Below are 19,650 nucleotides of genomic sequence, written 5' to 3' on the forward strand. Positions count from 1 at the left end.
TTCCCCGTTTCGGATTAAATTGCATATTCCTTAAATGACAAACATAAGATCTTATTTATGATCAGAAGAATCTTTTTCTTATTATCGGCATTTCTAATCATGCATCTTAATGTTCAATCGCAACAGGATATAAAATGCAGTTTATGGAATCCTGCAAATTATTGTATCGCTCCCGAATCACTTTGTATTTTTAGTCAAACCAAATGTTTATTCTGCAATACCAGTTATATTTCATGCGATAATATCGATTCAATCAAAAACGCTACAGGCGTGATTATTTCAATAAATAACAATTCTTTTTCAAAACTTAAATTTAAAAACAAACTTAAAAATATTTACCTGCTGAATAATAAAGGAGAAAAAATATTTCCTGTTGCATTTGCATGGATAGAAGGAGTTGACTGTAATGATAAATCGCCGGTAATAAAATACCTGGACACCAAAGAATTTAAAGCCATAAACTTTAATTTAGTTTGTGTAAATGCAAATCAGCTTAAATTATTATTTATATTCAAGGGAGCTGAGAAAGGGAATACATTCACGTTTAAAAATGTGATCGAAAATAAAATTATAGAATGAATTAAACCCATTCATACTGAAACGGAAAAGATTTATTCACGATTTGTTTTTATTTATTTCTTCACAAACACACTCCCATAAGCATTGCATGTGTGGGGCATGATGGATATAACTAGTGTTAAGTTAAGTCTACTATGTCCCAGAATGTCATATTGAGTCTATCGAAATGTGAACATTCTTTAAGCGGTTCATCCTTCGTATTACTCAAGATTACCGTCATTTCAAAATTAACTTAACACGACCTCAAAAGCAAAGAAATTATTTAATCTGCCCCGTTTATTTCCCTATTTTTTTAAAAAACTTATTTTTCATTAAAAGAAAAATATTATCTTTGCAGCGGAGAGATGGCAGAGTGGTCGATTGCGGCGGTCTTGAAAACCGTTGAGGGTAACACCTCCGGGGGTTCGAATCCCTCTCTCTCCGCTGATAAAAAAGGAATCAAAACGCAAACCACTGAATTTACAACGAGTTCAGTGGTTTTTTATTTTGCGCCGAATGCAAAAAATGCCCTAAAAACGCAAATAATTCGGTTGCAAATTCGGTTGCAAAAACATTCTGAAGTTTATGCAACCGAATTGGAGATTATTTCACATGTTTTCAATATTTTGCATTTTACTTTTTTGCTTTTAAATAATAGTTTTATAAACCTTAAAATTTAAAAGTATGAAAAGACCAACATTCAGTATTTTATTTTTTGTAAAACGCTCAAGAGCGTTGAAAAATGGGGCATTACCAATATATGCCAGAATTACTATCAATGGAAAACGTGCGGAATTTGTCATTCAAAAAAATGTTGATGAATGTTTATGGGATAATGATAAAAGCTGTGCTAAAGGAAATTCAAAGCAATCAAAGGAAATAAACGATTACCTCGATTATGTAAAAGCAAAGATTTTGTTTGACAAAATTTATATGGAAGAACATAACGAAGCTCTCACAGCCTTTAGTTTGCGCGATAAGTACATGGGCATTGACAGTAAAAGTAAAACGATACTTGAAATTTTTAAGGAACATAATGAGAAATGCAAAAATTTAATGAACATAGATTTTGCACCCGGAACTGTTGAAAGATATAATACCTGTTATAAGCACATAGAAGATTTTATAAAGCTGAAATTTAAAAGAGAAGATTTACAGCTTAATGAAATTACTCCAATGTTTATAAGCGACTTTGAATATTATTTGAAGATAAACCGCAAATGTTGTCATAATACAGCAACAAAGTATATTAAAAATTTTAAGAAAATAGTACGCATTGCATTAGCAAACGGATGGATGAAAACTAATCCCTTTTCAAATATTAAATTTCATTTAGACGATGTTGACCTTGCCTATCTTACCGAAGAGGAGCTTAACACAATGATAAAAAAAGAATTTAAAGTAGATAGATTACAGCAGGTAAAAGATGTTTATTTATTTTGCTGCTTTACAGGATTGGCTTTTATTGATGTGAAGAATTTGACTTATGAAGATATTGAGGAAAAGAATGGGCAACTATGGATTAAAAAAAGAAGGCAGAAAACAAAGAACTGGTGCAATGTGCCAATACTGGCGCCTGCAATGGATTTAATGAACAAATATAAAAACAATCCAAATTGTAAAAATAATGGTTCGGTTCTGCCGGTGCTAACCAATCAAAAAATGAATTCCTATTTAAAGGAAATAGCTGATATATGCGGAATCAATAAGCATCTAAGTACACACACTGCAAGACATACATTTGCAACAACCGTAACGCTTTCAAATCATATTTCAATGGAAGTTGTTTCTAAAATGCTTGGGCATTCAAGTATTAATATGACTAAGAAATATGCCAGAGTCGTTGATGATCTAATAAAAACAGATATGGACAAGATAATGAACAAATATTCTATGAATGCGCCAGTATTGAATTAATTGTAATAGTCACGATTTAATCTGACAGACGGTTTTATTTAATACATAGTTTGTATTTAAAAAAAGTAGTTTAGTATATCAAACATTGCTTAACAGTGGCAACATCTAAGCCCATGTAGCTACAGAATTCATCAATAGTTACTAACTGGTGTTCCTGCTTATTAAACTCTTGTTTGATTTTACGAATAATATCCCTTCCCCAGCGTTCACTCTTGCCGGTTATTAATTGAATATCCTTCGGATAAATACAAACTCTTTCCATTTTATATAAATATTTAATACACTATCCATACTTCATCTATGCTTGTTGTATGGCTTTAATATTGCAAAGGTAATTCATTTTATGGTAGAAATAAAATATGTTTATGGAAGAATAAGCATATTTCGGCAAGAGCGGAAGTACCTGATTGCACAAGGGTTTCAAATGGTTTATTTTTACGAAAAAAAAAAGATTTTATTAACAATTAAACTTTAAAAAAAATGGCAAAGCAAAAAGGTATAATAAAATTAGAAGGCACTATCGGAGATATTACTTTCTATAAATCAATGGACGGACATCTGGCACGCGCAAAAGGTGGTGTAAGCGGGGAAAGAATAAAAACTGATCCTGCTTTTGTGAGAACCCGTGAAAATGGCACTGAGTTTAAATTAGCTGCTCAATCAGGAAAGTTATTAAGAGATTCAATACGCCCGATATTGATGAATGCTACCGATTCCAGAGCAACATCAAGGTTAACAAAAATAATGTCAAACATTGCAAAGCAAGACTCAACAAGTGTAAGAGGTGCAAGGTCGGCAGCTACAGGTATTGGAACTGCAAACGGAAAAGCTTTTTTAAAACTTTTTAATTTTAATCTTGATTCAATACTTGGAACGGTGTTGTTTAAAACATGGAGTATAAACTACGCAACAGGCGTTATTACTTTGCCTAATATTACTCCAACAACTGATATTATAGCACCTGCTGGAGCTACACACTTTACAATAAGCGGAGCTGAAGAAATTATAAATTTCAGTACAGCAACTTATGATTTCAAACTAACAAATGCCGTAAATGCTGCTATCGGGACAACTGCCGTACCAGTGGTTTTAACACCGACAGCACTACCAGCAGGCACAGGAACGAAATTATTCTTTTTGAAAATAGAATTTTTTCAAATGGTAAACAATGTTCAATATTCATTGAAAAACGGCAAGTTCGATTCACTTGCAATTATTGATGTTTCTTAATGTCTTTATGTACAAAAATAGAAAAGGGCTTTTAAGCCCTTTTTCTATTTAAGGACAAATTTTTCTTTTTTGCTTTCAACAATATCGCTGCCATATTTTTTTCTTATTTCTTCAATTGATTTAGGGCTTTTGTTTAAACTTTTATAATCAGATGGGCGGTAATACCACATAACTTTTTTCGATGCGAAATAAAAGCCAATTTGCTTTAATATGGCACGATGCGTGTATGTGTTGCCACTTAGCCAAATCCAGTTGCCGATAAGCTCAATTATTAAACCATCAAGACAGATAATTTGATTAATGATTTCGGGATAACGGATAAATTCCTGTTTATCTTCTTCGCTCTGCTTAGCAAAATCAAACAAAGGGTTCTTTTGAATTTCTTCGTACTCATTGTTTATTTCCTGCATTATTGCTGTTACTCCTCCTCTATCGGGGTGGTGCTTCATGGCAAGTTCTTTGTATTTGCGCTTCACTTCTTCGAGTGAGTGGCAATCGAAAAAATATTTTATGTTCATAAATAAAAGATTTAGTTAATAAATAAATTGAGGTTCTGCGGCTCAATGGCGTTCGCCGCCGCATAAAAAAAGTATATCATTTTAAAAGCTTAGGCAACAAAAAGCGGAAGGCTTAAGCGAAACGCAAGGTTTTTGACAAAAAAAATTTTACACTTTAAAAAGCAAAATGAGAATAAGTAAAAATTTTTTTGTCAAAACACGCAGTGCCTGACCTTGCATGAGCGAAGCCGTGCTTAACTTTGCCTAAGACTTTTATAAATGATACCCCTAATTTTTATTTTTTGAGATTATTAAGAATAAGTACATTTGACTAATAATTATTGGCAGCCAATAGACTTACAGGGATAAACAATTTAAAAGCAAACAAAAAAGTTTATTTTAATAGGAGATAATCTTTTAATAATAATTAAAAGAAAATAAAATAAAATGAATAAAAAGGATCCAATTATATGTACCTATCCAGTACTAATTCGGCTCTCAGAATTAGAAAATATGCTAAATAAAAAGGACAATAAGGATAAGAAAACATTCATATCGATAATTGAACATCGCTTGAGCAGAAGATTTTTAAAAGTAATTGATAAAGCAAATAAAGGCGATTTAAGCTCATTTCTTTCAATGGCAATTTGTTGCTTTCTTATTGAAACGCTTGAATGTTTTTATCAAGGATTAGAGAATACAGAAGGAAGAGGAGAAGGACTAAGAGTATTTAAAAGCTTTTTTAAAAGAGAAGAAGCAAATTTTCCTGGACTATATGATAAGAGTACTGATTTTTATTATAATGTTCGATGTGGTTTACTGCATCAAGCAGAAACTAAAAGCGGCTGGTTCCTAAATAAAAATGGCAAGTTATTAGAGCTTTCAGATGGAGAAAAAACAATTAATGGAAAACTCTTTTATGAAGCAACAAAAAAATCAATAGAAAACTATTTAATTTTATTAGAAAAAAGCGACTTTACCAGTGATGATAAGATATGGGAAAACGCATTTAAAAAACTTATTGAAGTATGCAAAAATTGCAAAGAAATTGAAAAACCTACAAAGAAGAAGGACAGCCGATAAAAGTATTGTACGCATATATGACAATGAAAAGAGTAATAAAAAATCAATATGAAAGTTTTAATTTATAAGCGAACACATAAAGGAGATCCTAAAAAAGAAGGGATATTTGGCAATCAGGATTGTATGGGAAGAATCCGAAATTGGAATTATGATGCTGTAATTGGTATAGGAGGAAAGACAGCTTGGAAAGAAGATTTGGATATAAAATATAAAATAAATTGGATAGGTTTAGAGCCAAAAAAAATCAAATCCAATGATGGGCGAAAGTGTGATAAAGTTGTTTTTTCACACTTTGAGTTGTATGAAGGGAAAGGGGTAAAAATAAAGGACAATTATCCAAATCTTTTTAAATATATGTATGAGAGTGGAAAAAGATTTGATATGTCTTCTGATTTACCAAAAGATGTTTATGAAGAAGTAAAACAAATTTTAGATTCAATTAAAGATTGTCCTAAATCAGAAGCATATGATGCAGTTGAAAACATTGCTACTTTTGAAACAAAAAAAACCTTTAGTTCCTCAAAATGCGGTGGCTGTTTTGGTGGTAAGGAAATAGAAATGACAATTCAAGAATGCTGATAATAAAACATTAGAAATGACCATCCCATTATAGCATTGATTAAAGTGCATAGTGATTTGGTAGAAACTTACAATATTTTATTTATGGAATGCGTGGTGTGGGAAAAGCCTAAAGCAGGTTTATAGTGCCTACAGCTCAAAACGAAGTGGAGGCTGCAATTAGCGAAGCGGTTTGCAGCCGGAACAAAACCAAGCATTTCAGAGATGCGAGCCACTGCGAGCGGAGCAAGGGTGGCAGACAAAAAAGCACGTAACGTAGTGAGTGCGTTGGATGGCATATGTTGCTTGCAACACAAGGGCGACGGTGGTGGCGGTGATGTAAGATAATTAATTTATAAATACTGGTATTTTCCGACACCACCGGAAGCCCGCAGCCCGCAGCGACACGCAGGCGAGCCAAAATAAGAAGCAGCCGCCGGACTTGAAGGGACTGAAGCGAACGAAGGCGAAATGAAATGAAGGATAGTGAGCCTGCGAACGCCCTGAATGAAATTGAGCAGTAGAGAGCAAAGTGCCTGAAAGGACGAAAAAGGCTGCAAGTGAAGCAGAAGGAGGAACTGCAAAAAGCATGACAGCCTTGCGATAGCAACCTTTGGCGGTGCTGCTCTTGTTAGACATTTAAAACAGACACTTATCTAACAAGGGCTGCAATGGGCTGGCGTGATTTTTTGCTGACGAACTGATGCTGAACACCCTATAAACCTGCGAAGGCTTGAGCGGTGGGAAATAATTAAAATTTGAATTAGAAAAAGGTAAAAATTTAAGTGTAGAAAAAGGGTTAGTCAAGAAGACCATTTTTTGATAGTATTTTAATGTATTCTTCTTTATTTATACTACATTTTGCAAATTGTATAAATTGATTATTACTCAGTTTACATTGATGTGCCATTTGAGATACTAAGGAAATGCCAATGTCTTTTGAAGAACCTCTGCTTATTTTTGTATGTAAAACTAATTTATCATTATGCCAAAATTCAAGAAACTTATGGTCCCCAGAATTTTCAACAAAACCTTTTTGAAGAAGATTTTGAAGTGTTTTTTTTGTATCAAGTGAGCTCATTCTTCAACTCTATTTACAAAAAGGTTAATAATCTTTTTTATTTTTTGAAGCCTTTTGGTAAGTTTCTTGTCAGGTAATTCATTACATCTTCTATAAAGAAAATCAAATTCTTCAGAAAAATCAACCTCTGCATCAACTTGAGATTCGCCAACCCCAATTATATCAAGCATTGGGTGTTTAATTATTATATTGTTATTCTCTCTTGAAACTTCACATAACAAGTAATCATTGAAAATATAAAGTCTGTCAAAATATCTTAAAGAGATTGGCTTGAAAGCTACACATAAATTAGGTCTATCAAAATAGTCTAAAACTTTTTGCCTGGGTTTTTTGCCAGGAATATTAGTGATTTTTATATGACCAACAAATTCTTCAGTTAAACCTGGTTCAGTAACATTTAAAACATCTGATATTAATTTATTTTTTGTTTCAATATTAAATTTTCTAATCTTGTAGATTGGAACTACATTATTATTCTTATCATAATCAATAAATCTTACTGGGGTATTTCCTAAACTGGTGGTAAATGCATATAAATTTTCAACAATATAGTTGCGACGAAAAGCATCAGGATAAAGTTCAAGTAATTTTAAATAATCAGATTTATCGGATAATTTTATTAAATTATCTAACTGGTCATTTACAAATAAACGCTGTTCGTCAATGTTCCCTAAAACATGTTGTTTTGGTAAAGAATACTTAATTTCAAGAACTGTACAGCATTTTTTTATACCTAATAAATCAAGTTCGAAATTATTTAAATCTATTGATGATTCAACAGTATTTTTTGCTATAGATGTAACAAGTTCTTGTAATGACTTACCAAGCTTAATAAGATAATTGATGGCAATGGTTCCATGTTTACCCATTTCACCACCAATTTCAATATTAAGCCCCTTTGTAAGATCAATTTTCATAAAAAAAATATAGAAATATTAAATTATATACGAAAATTATTGATATATGTTACTTTAAAATCATTCAGCTTTTAAATGATAATAAAAAATGAAATTTTAAGAATAACTTAAATAGCAAAATACAGTTAGCCAAAAATAGAGAAAACAAATATAATTAAAAAGTAATATTACGAGGTGAACTAAGCTAAAATGATGTAATTAAAGAAATGCAAAATAAAAATTGGCGTAAAAAAGATATTTTTAAAATCATTTTTTATGATATACTGCAATTTTGTTATTACGTAAAACCATTAAAAAATTCTGAACCTCGTAATCTTGACCTTCTTTATCTTTTATTATTGCAGCGTATTCTTTAGTAAAATAAATACTATAATCTAGACCACTTTCGTTAATTACAGATTTAATGAAAGATTTATTAGTAATATTACCTATTAAATATATTGTCTCAATTTCACTACTGATTTTTTTAAGATCATTGATGTAAATCTTTTTACCTTCATTATCAATTTTAAATTTCTTACCCAATATGCGAATTGTGAATTTGCAATAACTACCAACAAATTCATTAGCGCCTTTTTCATCAAATTTTCGATTTGCATAACAGTAAAGTAAAGCAACTAATTCAGTAACTTCCTTATAGATTTTTTCTTTTTCAGCACCTTTTGCAAAAATTTTTTCACCTAAAAAATTCATTTCTTGTATGAATACAGGGAAAAATATACCTGCTTTGCCAATATCAAAGAAATTGTCATAAAGCTGACCTACCTTATCTTTTTCAAGACCATCACGGAGAAAATCACTGACAAACTGATCTAATATATCTGCTTTCTGATTTTCAAATAATTTATAAGCAACATATAAATCAATAGAATCTTTTTGATATTTGGCTATATAGGATTTAGCTTTTCTTAAAAGGACACCAGAAATATATGCCATAGAAGCGTTAACTAGATTTTTGTTTTGATTAACACTTTTATGCATTCTAATAATAAATGCATTGTTTTTGATAAATTGTTCACGAGTTTGGTTTTCATTTATCCAGTGAATAACAATATTAGAAGGAGATAAATTAGGAATATCCTTCGAGAGCTTATTTGAATATGAATTTACTTTACTTTGAATATCATATTTTACATATTGGTATTCACCTTTATTCAATAGGTATTTTGTAACTCTATAAAAAATAGAAGCCCATTTTTCAAGAGTTTCAGGGTGTCTTATGAGGTAAAATACCGTTGTGCCAAATGTTACAACAATAATAGCAACGCTGATTATTATTGTTACATTTAAGTTTATTGTAATGTCAAGAATATTCATAATTTATCATTTAAAAAACTTGATAGATCTTTAACACATTTGGGTTTGTCACATGATATTTTTATGTCCCCACCTTGAGGGAAAATGCCATTAATGTTTTCAATAGTAATTTTATCACTACAGAATTTACACTTTATTTCCCCATTTTTAATTTTATCAAGTAAACCAAGATTATGCAATAGGGTTTCTAGATTATCATCATGGATTACATTTAAATTTTCTTTATTGATCATAAAGTGATAATTAATTATGCTAAGGTATAAATAAAATAAATTTTTATTTGTAAATATTTGGTGAAACAACTCCTTTGAAACTGCTTGTTTTTGATATTTGGTCATGTGGGATAAGGGCGTATTTCCATGGTTTGCCGCCATGTTCCTTTGTGTATTCGGTTGCGTACTTGCAATATTTTAATGCTGCCTGTGCCTTAGCCTGAACATCAGGATCGTTGATTTCATTGGCTGCTTTTACTTCAATTAAATATATACAATCTGCTGTTTCGGCAACGAAATCGGGTTCGTAAATTCTACTGTTGTTGTGCCAGTATATACGAAACTGATTTGGCGCAGGTCGTAACCATTTTAAAACTTCTTTGTCATTCTCTAAAACATAGGAAAGTGTTTGTTCAGTGCGGCTGTCGAACTTGTATTCAAAGTGACAGCTCTTTTCAAAACCTGAAAAAACAAATTTTGTTACCTGGCTGGCCGGAAAGCTATCGTCCCGATAATCTTTCCTACTCATACCTTTTAAAGCTGTACCGCTCCATTCTTCAATGCGTGTAAATGGCTTCACATTTGGTTTAATGTATTCAGGTTCATGCAAACGGAAATGCTGCATCATTTGTGAATAGATTTTATTTGCAATAAAATTGCGTGATTGAAAAACTATAGTTTTCAAGACTTCGTTTTCTTTTAAATTATTTTGAAGCTTATCTACTGCTTGTTTTGCCAGCTTATACAGTAAATCTGCATTTGCATCATAATCTATTTCGGAAAAATTAATCAGCTCTGAAATTATTAATTTCACCGGACTGCCATAATTTACGCCTGTTTTGACTTCTATTATATCATAACTTTTATCCTTCAAACCAATTCTTACAATTTCTTCATTTAGCTGATCATAGGAAAAGTCCTTACTATCTAAATCAAAATCATCAAAACTTGCGGTTACTTCGCCCTGCACTAAATCCATTCTTGGCATTTCAATGATATTCTTTTTGAAATCAGCAACCAGCTTTTCATAAATTTCATCTGCTTCGGTTGCAATTTGATCAGCAAAAATATTAATCTGCCCTGTGCTTAATTCTTTATGAACTGCTTGCATAACCTGTGCTTTCACATCAGGTTTCATTAGGTCGTCAACTTTTTTTACTTGAGAGTTTGTATTGAAAAACGGAATAACATTTACTAAAACTTTTTTCGCATCAACTATATTTTGTTGTTTCTGTTTTTGAGTAGCATCCTGAATTTTATTTACAACTTCTTGCTCGTTCTGCAAATTAACTGTAATGGTACTTTGCGCCGTTACCACTTCAACTCTTTCATTTAGTTGGGCTGCATCAATTTCAACAAATTTTAATTTATTTAAAATTGAATTGGGATCCTGGGCTGCTGCAATTACTTTATTGAAATTATCGTGTGCAACGACAGTGAGTTTATCTACTTTTTCATTGTTTGTTCTTTCTCCACCGAAAGGCAAACGTAAACCTCTGCCAATGGTTTGCTCAACTAATACTGATGCGTTGGCTGCTCTCAGCGGAACTATTGTATAAAGGTTTGTAACATCCCAACCCTCTTTGAGCATGTTCACATGAATTACTATTTCAATTTCATTGTCGTCTTTTTCTAATGAAATAAATTGTTCTTCTATTAATTCTTCATTTCTGGTGGTGCTATCTATCTGTAACACTTTTTCAGCAAATGTACCTTCATAAAAATCCACAGAAGTAACTAAATTATAAACAGCTTTAGCATGTGTAGTGTCTTTGCACACCACTAAAATAAAGGGCTTCACCAATTTTCTACCTGTATTCAAAGCAAAGAGTTTTAACTCTTGCTTTGTATCTTCGTGTATGCTTACAGCATCTTCTAATTTTATTTTTTCAATTTCTTCTTCGCTTCTTCCATGCGGATTAAAGTCTTTTCTTGTAGCAATGGTTGGGTTCTTCACATACAACCCATCGTCTAATGCTTTAGCCAAGCTGTATTCATACACCACGTTTCTGAAAAGATTACTTTTTTCATCTATTGGAGTTGCCGTTAATTCAATGCCTAAGACAGGTTTCAATTCATTGATTGCATCTTTGCTTTTATCGGCATGATAGCGGTGCGCTTCGTCCATTAAAATAACCAAGTCGTTCAAATTGCTTAGATAATTCCAATAGCTTTGACCTATATACTCAGAAAGACGCTTAATGCGAGGTGTCATATTTTTCCCACCTTCTTTTACAGGCTTTGTTTCACGAGCAAATTTTGAAACATTGAAAATATTTATTCTAATTTCTGTTTTGCTAAACAAAGAACTTACCTGATTGTAATTGTCGCCGGTGATAATTACAGGTTTGTTATGGACAAACTCTGCAATACCATTGAATACATATTTTTCATAACTACTATTGCCAAAATCTTCAATGAGTTTATTGTAAATGGTAAGGTTAGGAGCCAATACAAAAAAGTTCTTAATTCCTTTTTCTAAATACAGATATGCAATACAAGCACCCATTAAGCGTGTTTTACCTACGCCTGTAGCAATGCTGTAACAGATAGAAGGAAACTCTCTTTCAAAATCGGTGCAGGTTGGATATAGCGCTTGCACTTTTTCCAATTCTGTTTTAAGGTCAACATCTTTTTTAAGTTCTAACTCACCCGAAAGATGAACAAGTATATCTAATGCCTCTTGCAAAGGTTGGCGAAGTGATAAACGCTGCTTTATATTTTCTGCTATTTGATTCATGGTCGTATTTTGCATTAGGAATTAAAAAAGTGTTGATTGGTTTTCATCTTCAACTTTCTTTTTGGTTTTATTTTTTTTTGATGTTGTTTCTTCAATGTTTATTTCATCTTCATCGGTTGAATCAATTTCTGTTTCATCATGTGGAAGATTTACAATGTTGAATGAATAATCATCTTTGCCAAACTCACATCTACCATATAGCATTTGAGGGATTTTTTTAATAGTGATGTTTGAGTGCCTTGATTTGCATGAAGCAGCAAAGCCTTTGCAACAAATTAATAAACTTTCGTAGGGTTGCATTTCTTCGGCAAGTCTATCCAACATTTCTACTGTAATAAATTGGGTTGTTGTGAAAATAAAATCTTTTTCACTGCTGTTACCCTGTTTCCAATAAATACTTTCATGAGGCAAATAACGAAATCCTTCTTGTTTAGCCATTGCAGCTGCAAGCATATTTGCATTATAAGCGGGGTTAATTATATCATTACCGTATTTGTCTTTTTGAATTAATGAGGGCGCAAGCGTATAATATTTAAAACCTCCGCCACCTTTCCAGTTTACTGATTTGCTAATACCACTTTTCTCACCTATAATTACACTTTTAAGTCTTGGTATACAATGAGTAATTGCTTGTTCACCTAACTCAATTCCTATATATTTACGTTTCATTTTATGGGCAACAGCTGCTGTAGTACCAGAACCAAGAAAACTATCTAAAACTATATCGCCTTCTTTTGTAGACATATCTATGCATCGTTCTAAAAGTTTTTCCGGTTTTTTCCCTTTTGGAAAATCAATACCACCTTCGTTTGCTAATCCTTCAATAGAAATATCTGACCATATATCAGTAATTAAGTCTCCGGGCAATAAATTACCATCAATTAATTTTAATCTTTCTTTATAGTAAAGTACTCTTTCGCCACCAATAAATAGGTAATCCATATCATCATCTGGATGAGTAACAATTTTATCTTTAATTCCTTTAGATTTTATTATTGTTTCTTTCCTTTTCAAATATGCACCCCCTGAAACGGAAGCTGTTCTAAAAACAAAATCAGCATTCTCAATTGCAAACATTGCTATTTGAGTGTCAAAGTCATTTTCATTTTTCTTTGCTTCATAAGGAGATTTGTATCCTAATTTTTTTGAAAGAATATTTTGAATTGTATCCCATTGCCAGTTTTCTCTTGGATCATTTGGGTTAATAAATATATATTTATATTGAGTATCATAACCCTTTTCTATAAATAAATGAGAACTGTTTAGAACAAAATCTAATTTACTCTTAGCATAGAAAAAAATATGATTTGCTTGTTTAAAAAGACCCGATGATGTGCTTTTGAAACCAAAAGGTTTGTTTGTAGCATTAATTATATGGTTAATATAATTAGAACGTCCGAAAATATCATCCAATAAGATTTTACAATATGCAGCTTCATTATCGTCCAAATGGACAAATATTACACCATCTTTAGATAACAAGGCGTGTAGCACTTTTAATCTTCTTGACATTAAGTCAAGCCAAATAGAATGTTCAATACCGTCATCATAATGTTCAAAAGCACTGCCTGTGTTAAAAGGTGGGTCTATGTATATACACTTGATTTTATTAGTAAAATTTTGTTCAAGGGCTTTTAAAGCAAGCAGGTTATCGCCATGGATAAGCATGTTTTCGGAATTGGGGTCACCAAAGCTTTTGCCTGGGTCTTCAATTAAAATGCGAGGCTCAAGCTGTGGTTCGCTTCCTTTGCCAATCCATGTAAGTTCGAGTTTTTGTAAGGGTTTTGCCATTTATTTATTGAATTTTCGGAATGCACTTATTGTTTGAAAAATAAAATATGAAACTACTATTCTGCTTAAAAAATCCCAAAAGTAAATCCATTTTGAAAGATGACTGAAATTTTCATTTAAGTCTTTTAAACTATGTGCCGGATTTATTATTATAAGCCAATTATTGAGATTTTCCCAAAAGATAATTTTAAGATTGAAAGCAATATCAGAAAGTGATGAAGCAAATGTTGAGTAATCAAGTTCATTGCTATTAAGAAAACCAATTGGAATAAAACATATAAATGAACAAGCTGCTAATAGTATCAATGCTTTAATCCAATTTTGACCAAAATCATTTGATTGATTACTCCATAGAATTAAATGTTCACTCCAATTTCGAGGCTTACGCAGTTTTACAATTTTTCTATAATAATTCATCTCATGCCGTTGAAATTCTAAAGCACTTGGTTTATCACCTTGCTTTTGCGAAGCAAATTTTAATTGTCTATATAATTCCTGATTAAGGCAGTAGCTAAGATCAAGAGAAGAAGAGGCATTTTCATATTGATGCTTATTTTTTGACTTCTTTGCTTCAATTAGCAATTTTTCATATTCTTTTTCATTAAAAACATGTAACTGATCTGGAGTAAACCATTTCATTAGAGAAGTGGAAATATCAGTTAAAATGTTATTATGAAAAACGATTGTTTGAAATGAACCGAAATCAGTATTAAAAAATTGAGCTTTACCGAAGTTAGTAGAATCAATATAGAGTGCATTTTCTCTAAATTGTTTTTGCTCTTTATCATAATACCATTTTTTATATGAGGCCTTAACTCTTAGAAATATTATACCAGCATTATTTATTAAACCTTTTATTTTTATTTGATTAATTAATAAGTCCTGTAAATATATATTTGCTGATGTGTTGGTGCCACCCATATTCAAAATACCAACATGAAAGTTCATGATCTCAATATTGCCTTTTAGATTAGGTGAAATATTAATTGTGATATCTTCAACAATAGGAGATTCAGCAAATATGTCATCCTTACCATTAATGTAGACACCGTTATTAAATTCAGAATCTAAAATGTAAATTTTTGGGCAGCCACCACTGGCATTATGTTTAGTGTCGTTATAAAGGACTTCACAACTTTTTTTAAAATTAACGTCAATAAATGTAAGATTCCCTGTTGATTTTACTGCATGAATTTTAAAAGTATCTTCAAAGACACCACCATTAAAGGTAATGCCATTTTTTGCAGTTCCACCCCAAATAAAAATATCGGATTTAAAGGTAGAATCCATAAATACATAAGAAGGAATAACATTTTGTTCAAATCGCAATGAATTATTTATAAATGATTTTTCAAAACGTATATCCAAATTAGTACATTCATTATGTGCAATAGTTGAAAAATTATTTATAGAAGTTCTAAGGAAATAAAGATTACTGAAAATATTTTCAACAATATTAAGCTTTTCGACTTTAGAGTCAATTAGCCTAAGTTCACGTTCCAGCTTACATAATTCAAAAGAAAAATCATTTCTAATTTCACAATCTTTTAAAAGTATGCATTCATTATTAGGGTTGAAATATTCATTATAACCAGTTCCGGTACATTTAACAAATGATAGATGCCAGAATTTAGTATTATAGAATTGTAGGCCGAATTTTAAATTTGTTTCAAAAAATTTTAATTCACTGCTAAAAGAACAATTTTTAAAAAAGACACCATCGCATTTATAATCATTTTGAGAAATAAATAAAGGAGTTGGTAAAGTGATATTTTCAATGGTTACAATACCTGTTTTATTAAGCTGCTCTTTTATATATTTTTCTTCTTCTGACATATTTTATTGCTCAGTTTTCCTAATAAAATGATATATCATTAAGGACATTTAGTCTTTTTTTCTTTTAAGTTTTTTCTTTGCAATTTCCTTGTCTGCAGATTTTACTCTGCGTTCTAATTTTTTAATATCTTCTTCCGGAGGCAACTGTTCAGGTTTAATACCACTTTTACCTAATAAATTTCTAACATCAAAATTATTTTTAACATGTTCATTGGTGATATTTGTTTCACCTTTTAGGTCGTTCTTTTTAACATTGAAATTTGTAATCTCTGTTGCTAATTGTTTTGCTGTTATAGTAATTGTGGGTAAAAAATCGGCAAGGGGACGGTTTTCAGGTACTCCTAATTTATGCTTCATTGTGATGGTATTATTTCCGCCAAACAACGCCCAATCGCCTTTACTTCGAATATTTGCAAACCCTTTATTATCGACACCTCTTTCATAAATATTTTTTGAAAGTTCTGTTTCGGTAGCAGCAAGTTTTTCTCTTGCCTGCAATCTCTCCATCAACTGAATTCGCTCTTCAAGTAACTCTTGCTTACGTGTCTGAATTGCGAAATAACTTTGAGCAAAAGCAATTTGTTCTTTTTTAGGGTCGCCATTCTGAGCAATTAAATAACAAGCATATCTTGTAAGCATAATGTCATTAATGCTCTTTTCCGCACCCTTAGGCATGGGTATCGTTTTGGTGACATCAACAAAATGATTAAAAACATCTTCACCCGTGGTTTGACAACTTTCTTTAGCTTTGTCAATCGCATTTAAAAAATTACGCCAATCAGCATATCCAAGTAACTGCTGAAGTTCGCGGGCAAGCCAATATTCAATACCATCTTGTTCGCACGCAGCTTCTTCAAAAGTTTTATTGAGCTTAATGATAACTTCTTTATTCATATTACCTATGTTTAAATTAACGTTTCGGTGACATCACCAAAACGATAAAAATTGATTAAATAATTTTCCAACGTAAAGTAAATAATTCTTGTTCTGAAATATGTTGTTTTAAACGGCTTTCAACCTCATCAAGCAAATTATCTTTCCGGTGTTCAATATCATCTTCATTCTGATATTGGTTAAATCGTTTTTCGGCTAATTTTTTTTCTAATTCTTTAATAATACGCTGCTCTTTTACTTTCTGTTCAAGATTCAACAGTTTTCTTGCTTCAGTTTTTCGAGATTTTATTTCTTTATCAAGTTCTTTAATTTCAAACTTTATGCTATTCCTGACATCTTCACTCCACTTTTCTAATTTGTCAACTTCTTCATCAAAGAAACTATTGTTGCGTTGCAGGTTTTCTTCAATGATGCTTATTTGCTGAGCATTATAGATTTCTTTGAAATGTTGTATTATTTCATCATTAATAACAGAAAATGGAAGTGTTGTTTTTGCCTGTAATGAAAATAAACGCTGACATTGTTCCGGTAACAAAGCATTATTGTTATCATCAAAGGCAGCAAATAAAATATGGTCTTCCGTTTCAAAACTTGAAATTGAAATTTGCTTAGCCTGTAACCAACCTTGTTTGCCTATCAGGCTTTCGAGTATTGAGATTTTCTTTTCACAATTAGAATAATCAAAAACCAATTCTTGCAGTGGTAGTTCCCTACCTTTACATTTATTTATAAGCGTTTGGGCTAATGGGTGACCAACACGATAAAGATTTTCGTTTGGCTGTAATTCTTCCGCTTTACGCCTTTCACCGACTTTTTTATTTCCTACTTTGTACGGTCCTTTATGAATAGGTTCATCTGAGAAAGGGTTTTTCTTTAAGAAAAAACTATTTTCGGAAACATCGAAAGTTGCGTAAGGTTGTAAATAATATTTAGTAAGCTGCCACAACCAATTCTCAAATTTGCTTAAATAATCACTGCTTTGTTTAAGATTTATCTTTAACTTTTCATGCACTTCTTCATCAAAATTTTCCAATAATTTTTTTCGCGTGGTTTCAATGCCCTGCTCAATCTCTGGTTCCATCTCTTTTTGCAGAAAATCAAATGCAAGCTGAATAGCTTCGGTAGTCCTACAGGTTTGATAAATATTCACAATTCTTTTTTCAAAATCAACACCGCTTTCAATTGCCCCTAAAACTTCATCGCTGGCACCAAAGACACCATCAAAAAGTTGAAATTTTTGATCCAACAACTGATATACACGCTGGTCGGCGGCATTTGAATTATTAAGAAAATTAACAACAACAACATCGAATTTTTGCCCGTAACGGTGGCATCTGCCAATACGTTGTTCAATTCGTTGCGGATTCCAGGGCAAATCATAATTGACTATTAAGGAACAAAACTGCAAGTTAATACCTTCTGCTGCTGCTTCTGTGGCAATCATTATTGTTGCTGTTTCACGGAAATAATCAACCAATGCAGCTCTCTTATCAGCGGTTTTTGACCCAGTAATTCTATCAGTGCCTTTGTGCTTTTTAATCCATTCCTGATAAATCTGATTGCTTAAAGGATCATTATTACTGCCATTAAATAATACTATTTCATTTTTGTAGCCTCCTGCTTCAAGAATATCCTTAAGATATTCCTGCGTACGTGTGCTTTCAGTAAAAATAATAGCTTTACGTTTAGCTTTAAGTTCTGTTAGTTTCTGAAAGCCTTTATTTAATGCAGTGAATAAAACTTCTCCTTTGGAATTAACGAGAATGGATTTTGCTAATTTTTTGAACTCTTCAAGGGATTTTATTTCCTGCTTGATTTCATCTATTTCAGCATCGGTATAGATTTTCTCCTCTTTTGGTTTTTCTTCTTCTTCCTCCTCTTTCCATTCATCTAATTGCTCTTCATAGGTTTCATAATGAGATGAAATAACATCATCAAAGTTTTGATTAATATTATTTTGCTTTGTAATTGTATTTTCAAGCTTTTTAGCTAAACCATGTAATGTATCAGAAATAGCGAAAGTTGAAGAAGCTAATAGTTTGCGAAGTATTAAGGTCATTAGAGTACGCTGACCCGGAGGCAAAGCATATAAGTTAGGTCTTTGTAAATATTCGGAAACTAAATTGTAAAGTTTCTGTTCATCTTCTCTTGGGGTAAACTCTTGCAATATACAGGTGCGTTTTGTATAATTGATATATTCTTTAACCTGTCTCCTAAGGGTACGTTTACAAACAGGTTCCAATCTTTTCTTTAATTCATCAAAATTCTTTTCTTCTGAAATCCTTGTATATTGAGATTTAAAACTTTTTAAATCACCAAAAGTATATTCATCAATAATACTAACAAGTCCATATAATTCAAGTAAAGAGTTCTGTAATGGAGTAGCCGTTAAAAGAATTTTAGGAGATGTTATTAATGATTCCTTTATAGAACGTGCAATTCTGTTGGAAGGTTTGTAAACATTCCGCAAACGGTGAGCTTCATCAATAACAACTAAATCCCAACTAACTCTGCTTAAATAAGCCTCTTTAGACCTTGCAAACTGATAAGAACATAAAATAATTTTATCTGTTTGCTGAAATGGATTGAAATTACCTTTTTTAATTTCATCATTGAAGGATTTAGTTTCAAGAATAAAAGATGGTAAAAAGAATTTATCCGAAATTTCCTGATTCCATTGCTTGCGAAGGTTAGCAGGAGTAATTATTAATATTTTACGTTTTCTTTCAGCCCACTTTTGAGAAATTACAATACCTGCTTCAATAGTTTTGCCAAGACCTACTTCATCAGCTAAAATAGCCCCTTTTGAAAGAGGTGATTGGAAAGCAAATAAAGCAGCATCTATCTGATGAGGGTTTAAATCCACCTGTGCATCTGAAAGTGATGCGGTGAATTTCTCCAAGCTATTTGATGAATAGCGTCTTGTTAATTCGTGTGCAAAATACTTTGCGTGGTATTCAGTAATGTCCATTACAGGAAACTCTAATTTTTGATATGGTAAAAATATAAAAAGCAAAGT

At 31.7% G+C, this 19,650-nt stretch carries 17 protein-coding genes and 1 tRNA gene; 7 read left to right on the forward strand and 11 right to left on the reverse strand.

The window, feature by feature from the left end:
• Positions 1 to 57: 57 nt before the first annotated feature.
• The 3 genes from PKK00_06180 (at position 58) to PKK00_06190 (ending at position 2,475) form a co-directional block, all read left to right on the forward strand.
• Complete coding sequence (locus PKK00_06180; protein ID HNW97981.1) at positions 58 to 579, forward strand: hypothetical protein; 522 nt, start codon at positions 58 to 60, stop codon at positions 577 to 579.
• 338 nt (positions 580 to 917) lie between these two features.
• Positions 918 to 1,002: transfer RNA gene (locus tag PKK00_06185), tRNA-Ser, on the forward strand.
• A 240-nt stretch (positions 1,003 to 1,242) separates the two neighbouring features.
• Complete coding sequence (locus tag PKK00_06190; GenBank protein HNW97982.1) at positions 1,243 to 2,475, forward strand: site-specific integrase; 1,233 nt, start codon at positions 1,243 to 1,245, stop codon at positions 2,473 to 2,475.
• Positions 2,476 to 2,545: 70 nt separating this feature from the next.
• Here the strand turns inward: PKK00_06190 and PKK00_06195 are convergent, their stop codons facing one another.
• On the reverse strand, positions 2,546 to 2,737 hold the full coding sequence (locus PKK00_06195) for a hypothetical protein (protein HNW97983.1): 192 nt from the start codon (positions 2,735 to 2,737) through the stop codon (positions 2,546 to 2,548).
• Between the two features lie 218 nt (positions 2,738 to 2,955).
• Here PKK00_06195 and PKK00_06200 point away from each other — a divergent pair, with 218 nt between their 5' ends.
• Complete coding sequence (locus tag PKK00_06200; GenBank protein ID HNW97984.1) at positions 2,956 to 3,705, forward strand: hypothetical protein; 750 nt, start codon at positions 2,956 to 2,958, stop codon at positions 3,703 to 3,705.
• A 44-nt stretch (positions 3,706 to 3,749) separates the two neighbouring features.
• Here PKK00_06200 and PKK00_06205 read toward each other — a convergent pair whose 3' ends face one another.
• Entirely contained in the window at positions 3,750 to 4,223 is a 474-nt protein-coding gene (locus PKK00_06205) for a hypothetical protein (protein ID HNW97985.1), read from the reverse strand.
• A 426-nt stretch (positions 4,224 to 4,649) separates the two neighbouring features.
• Here PKK00_06205 and PKK00_06210 point away from each other — a divergent pair, with 426 nt between their 5' ends.
• The 3 genes from PKK00_06210 (at position 4,650) to PKK00_06220 (ending at position 6,191) form a co-directional block, all read left to right on the forward strand.
• Positions 4,650 to 5,285: a hypothetical protein gene (locus PKK00_06210; GenBank protein HNW97986.1), complete on the forward strand. Its 636-nt coding sequence runs from the start codon at positions 4,650 to 4,652 to the stop codon at positions 5,283 to 5,285.
• 48 nt (positions 5,286 to 5,333) lie between these two features.
• Positions 5,334 to 5,864: a hypothetical protein gene (locus tag PKK00_06215; protein HNW97987.1), complete on the forward strand. Its 531-nt coding sequence runs from the start codon at positions 5,334 to 5,336 to the stop codon at positions 5,862 to 5,864.
• Positions 5,865 to 6,068: 204 nt separating this feature from the next.
• A complete protein-coding gene (locus PKK00_06220) occupies positions 6,069 to 6,191 on the forward strand; it encodes a hypothetical protein (protein HNW97988.1) in 123 nt (40 codons plus the stop codon).
• Between the two features lie 451 nt (positions 6,192 to 6,642).
• Here the strand turns inward: PKK00_06220 and PKK00_06225 are convergent, their stop codons facing one another.
• The 9 genes from PKK00_06225 to PKK00_06265 all read right to left on the reverse strand — a co-directional run bounded on the left by PKK00_06225 (position 6,643) and on the right by PKK00_06265 (position 19,647).
• The gene (locus PKK00_06225; GenBank protein ID HNW97989.1) at positions 6,643 to 6,924 is read right to left on the reverse strand and encodes a hypothetical protein; all 282 of its coding nucleotides are present in this window, start codon (positions 6,922 to 6,924) and stop codon (positions 6,643 to 6,645) included.
• Positions 6,921 to 7,841 carry a hypothetical protein gene (locus tag PKK00_06230; protein ID HNW97990.1) on the reverse strand — a complete coding sequence of 307 codons (921 nt, stop codon included), beginning with the start codon at positions 7,839 to 7,841 and terminating at the stop codon, positions 6,921 to 6,923. Before PKK00_06230 ends, PKK00_06225 begins: the two co-directional genes overlap by 4 nt.
• Positions 7,842 to 8,087: 246 nt before the next feature.
• Positions 8,088 to 9,158 carry a hypothetical protein gene (locus PKK00_06235; GenBank protein HNW97991.1) on the reverse strand — a complete coding sequence of 357 codons (1,071 nt, stop codon included), beginning with the start codon at positions 9,156 to 9,158 and terminating at the stop codon, positions 8,088 to 8,090.
• The gene (locus PKK00_06240) at positions 9,155 to 9,391 is read right to left on the reverse strand and encodes a hypothetical protein (GenBank protein HNW97992.1); all 237 of its coding nucleotides are present in this window, start codon (positions 9,389 to 9,391) and stop codon (positions 9,155 to 9,157) included. The genes PKK00_06235 and PKK00_06240 overlap by 4 nt, the downstream gene beginning before the upstream one ends.
• Before the next feature lie 43 nt (positions 9,392 to 9,434).
• Positions 9,435 to 12,110, reverse strand: coding sequence for a DEAD/DEAH box helicase family protein (locus PKK00_06245; protein HNW97993.1), 2,676 nt, complete (start codon positions 12,108 to 12,110; stop codon positions 9,435 to 9,437).
• A 21-nt stretch (positions 12,111 to 12,131) separates the two neighbouring features.
• Positions 12,132 to 13,901, reverse strand: a complete 1,770-nt coding sequence (locus PKK00_06250) for a site-specific DNA-methyltransferase (protein HNW97994.1) — start codon at positions 13,899 to 13,901, stop codon at positions 12,132 to 12,134.
• On the reverse strand, positions 13,902 to 15,737 hold the full coding sequence (locus PKK00_06255; GenBank protein HNW97995.1) for a hypothetical protein: 1,836 nt from the start codon (positions 15,735 to 15,737) through the stop codon (positions 13,902 to 13,904).
• A 48-nt stretch (positions 15,738 to 15,785) separates the two neighbouring features.
• Positions 15,786 to 16,631, reverse strand: a complete 846-nt coding sequence (gene dinD, locus PKK00_06260) for a DNA damage-inducible protein D (GenBank protein HNW97996.1) — start codon at positions 16,629 to 16,631, stop codon at positions 15,786 to 15,788.
• 55 nt (positions 16,632 to 16,686) lie between these two features.
• Positions 16,687 to 19,647 carry an SNF2-related protein gene (locus PKK00_06265; protein HNW97997.1) on the reverse strand — a complete coding sequence of 987 codons (2,961 nt, stop codon included), beginning with the start codon at positions 19,645 to 19,647 and terminating at the stop codon, positions 16,687 to 16,689.
• Positions 19,648 to 19,650 lie beyond the last annotated feature (3 nt).

It is taken from the genome of Bacteroidales bacterium, assembly GCA_035353855.1.
Lineage (GTDB): Bacteria > Bacteroidota > Bacteroidia > Bacteroidales > CG2-30-32-10 > DAOQAK01.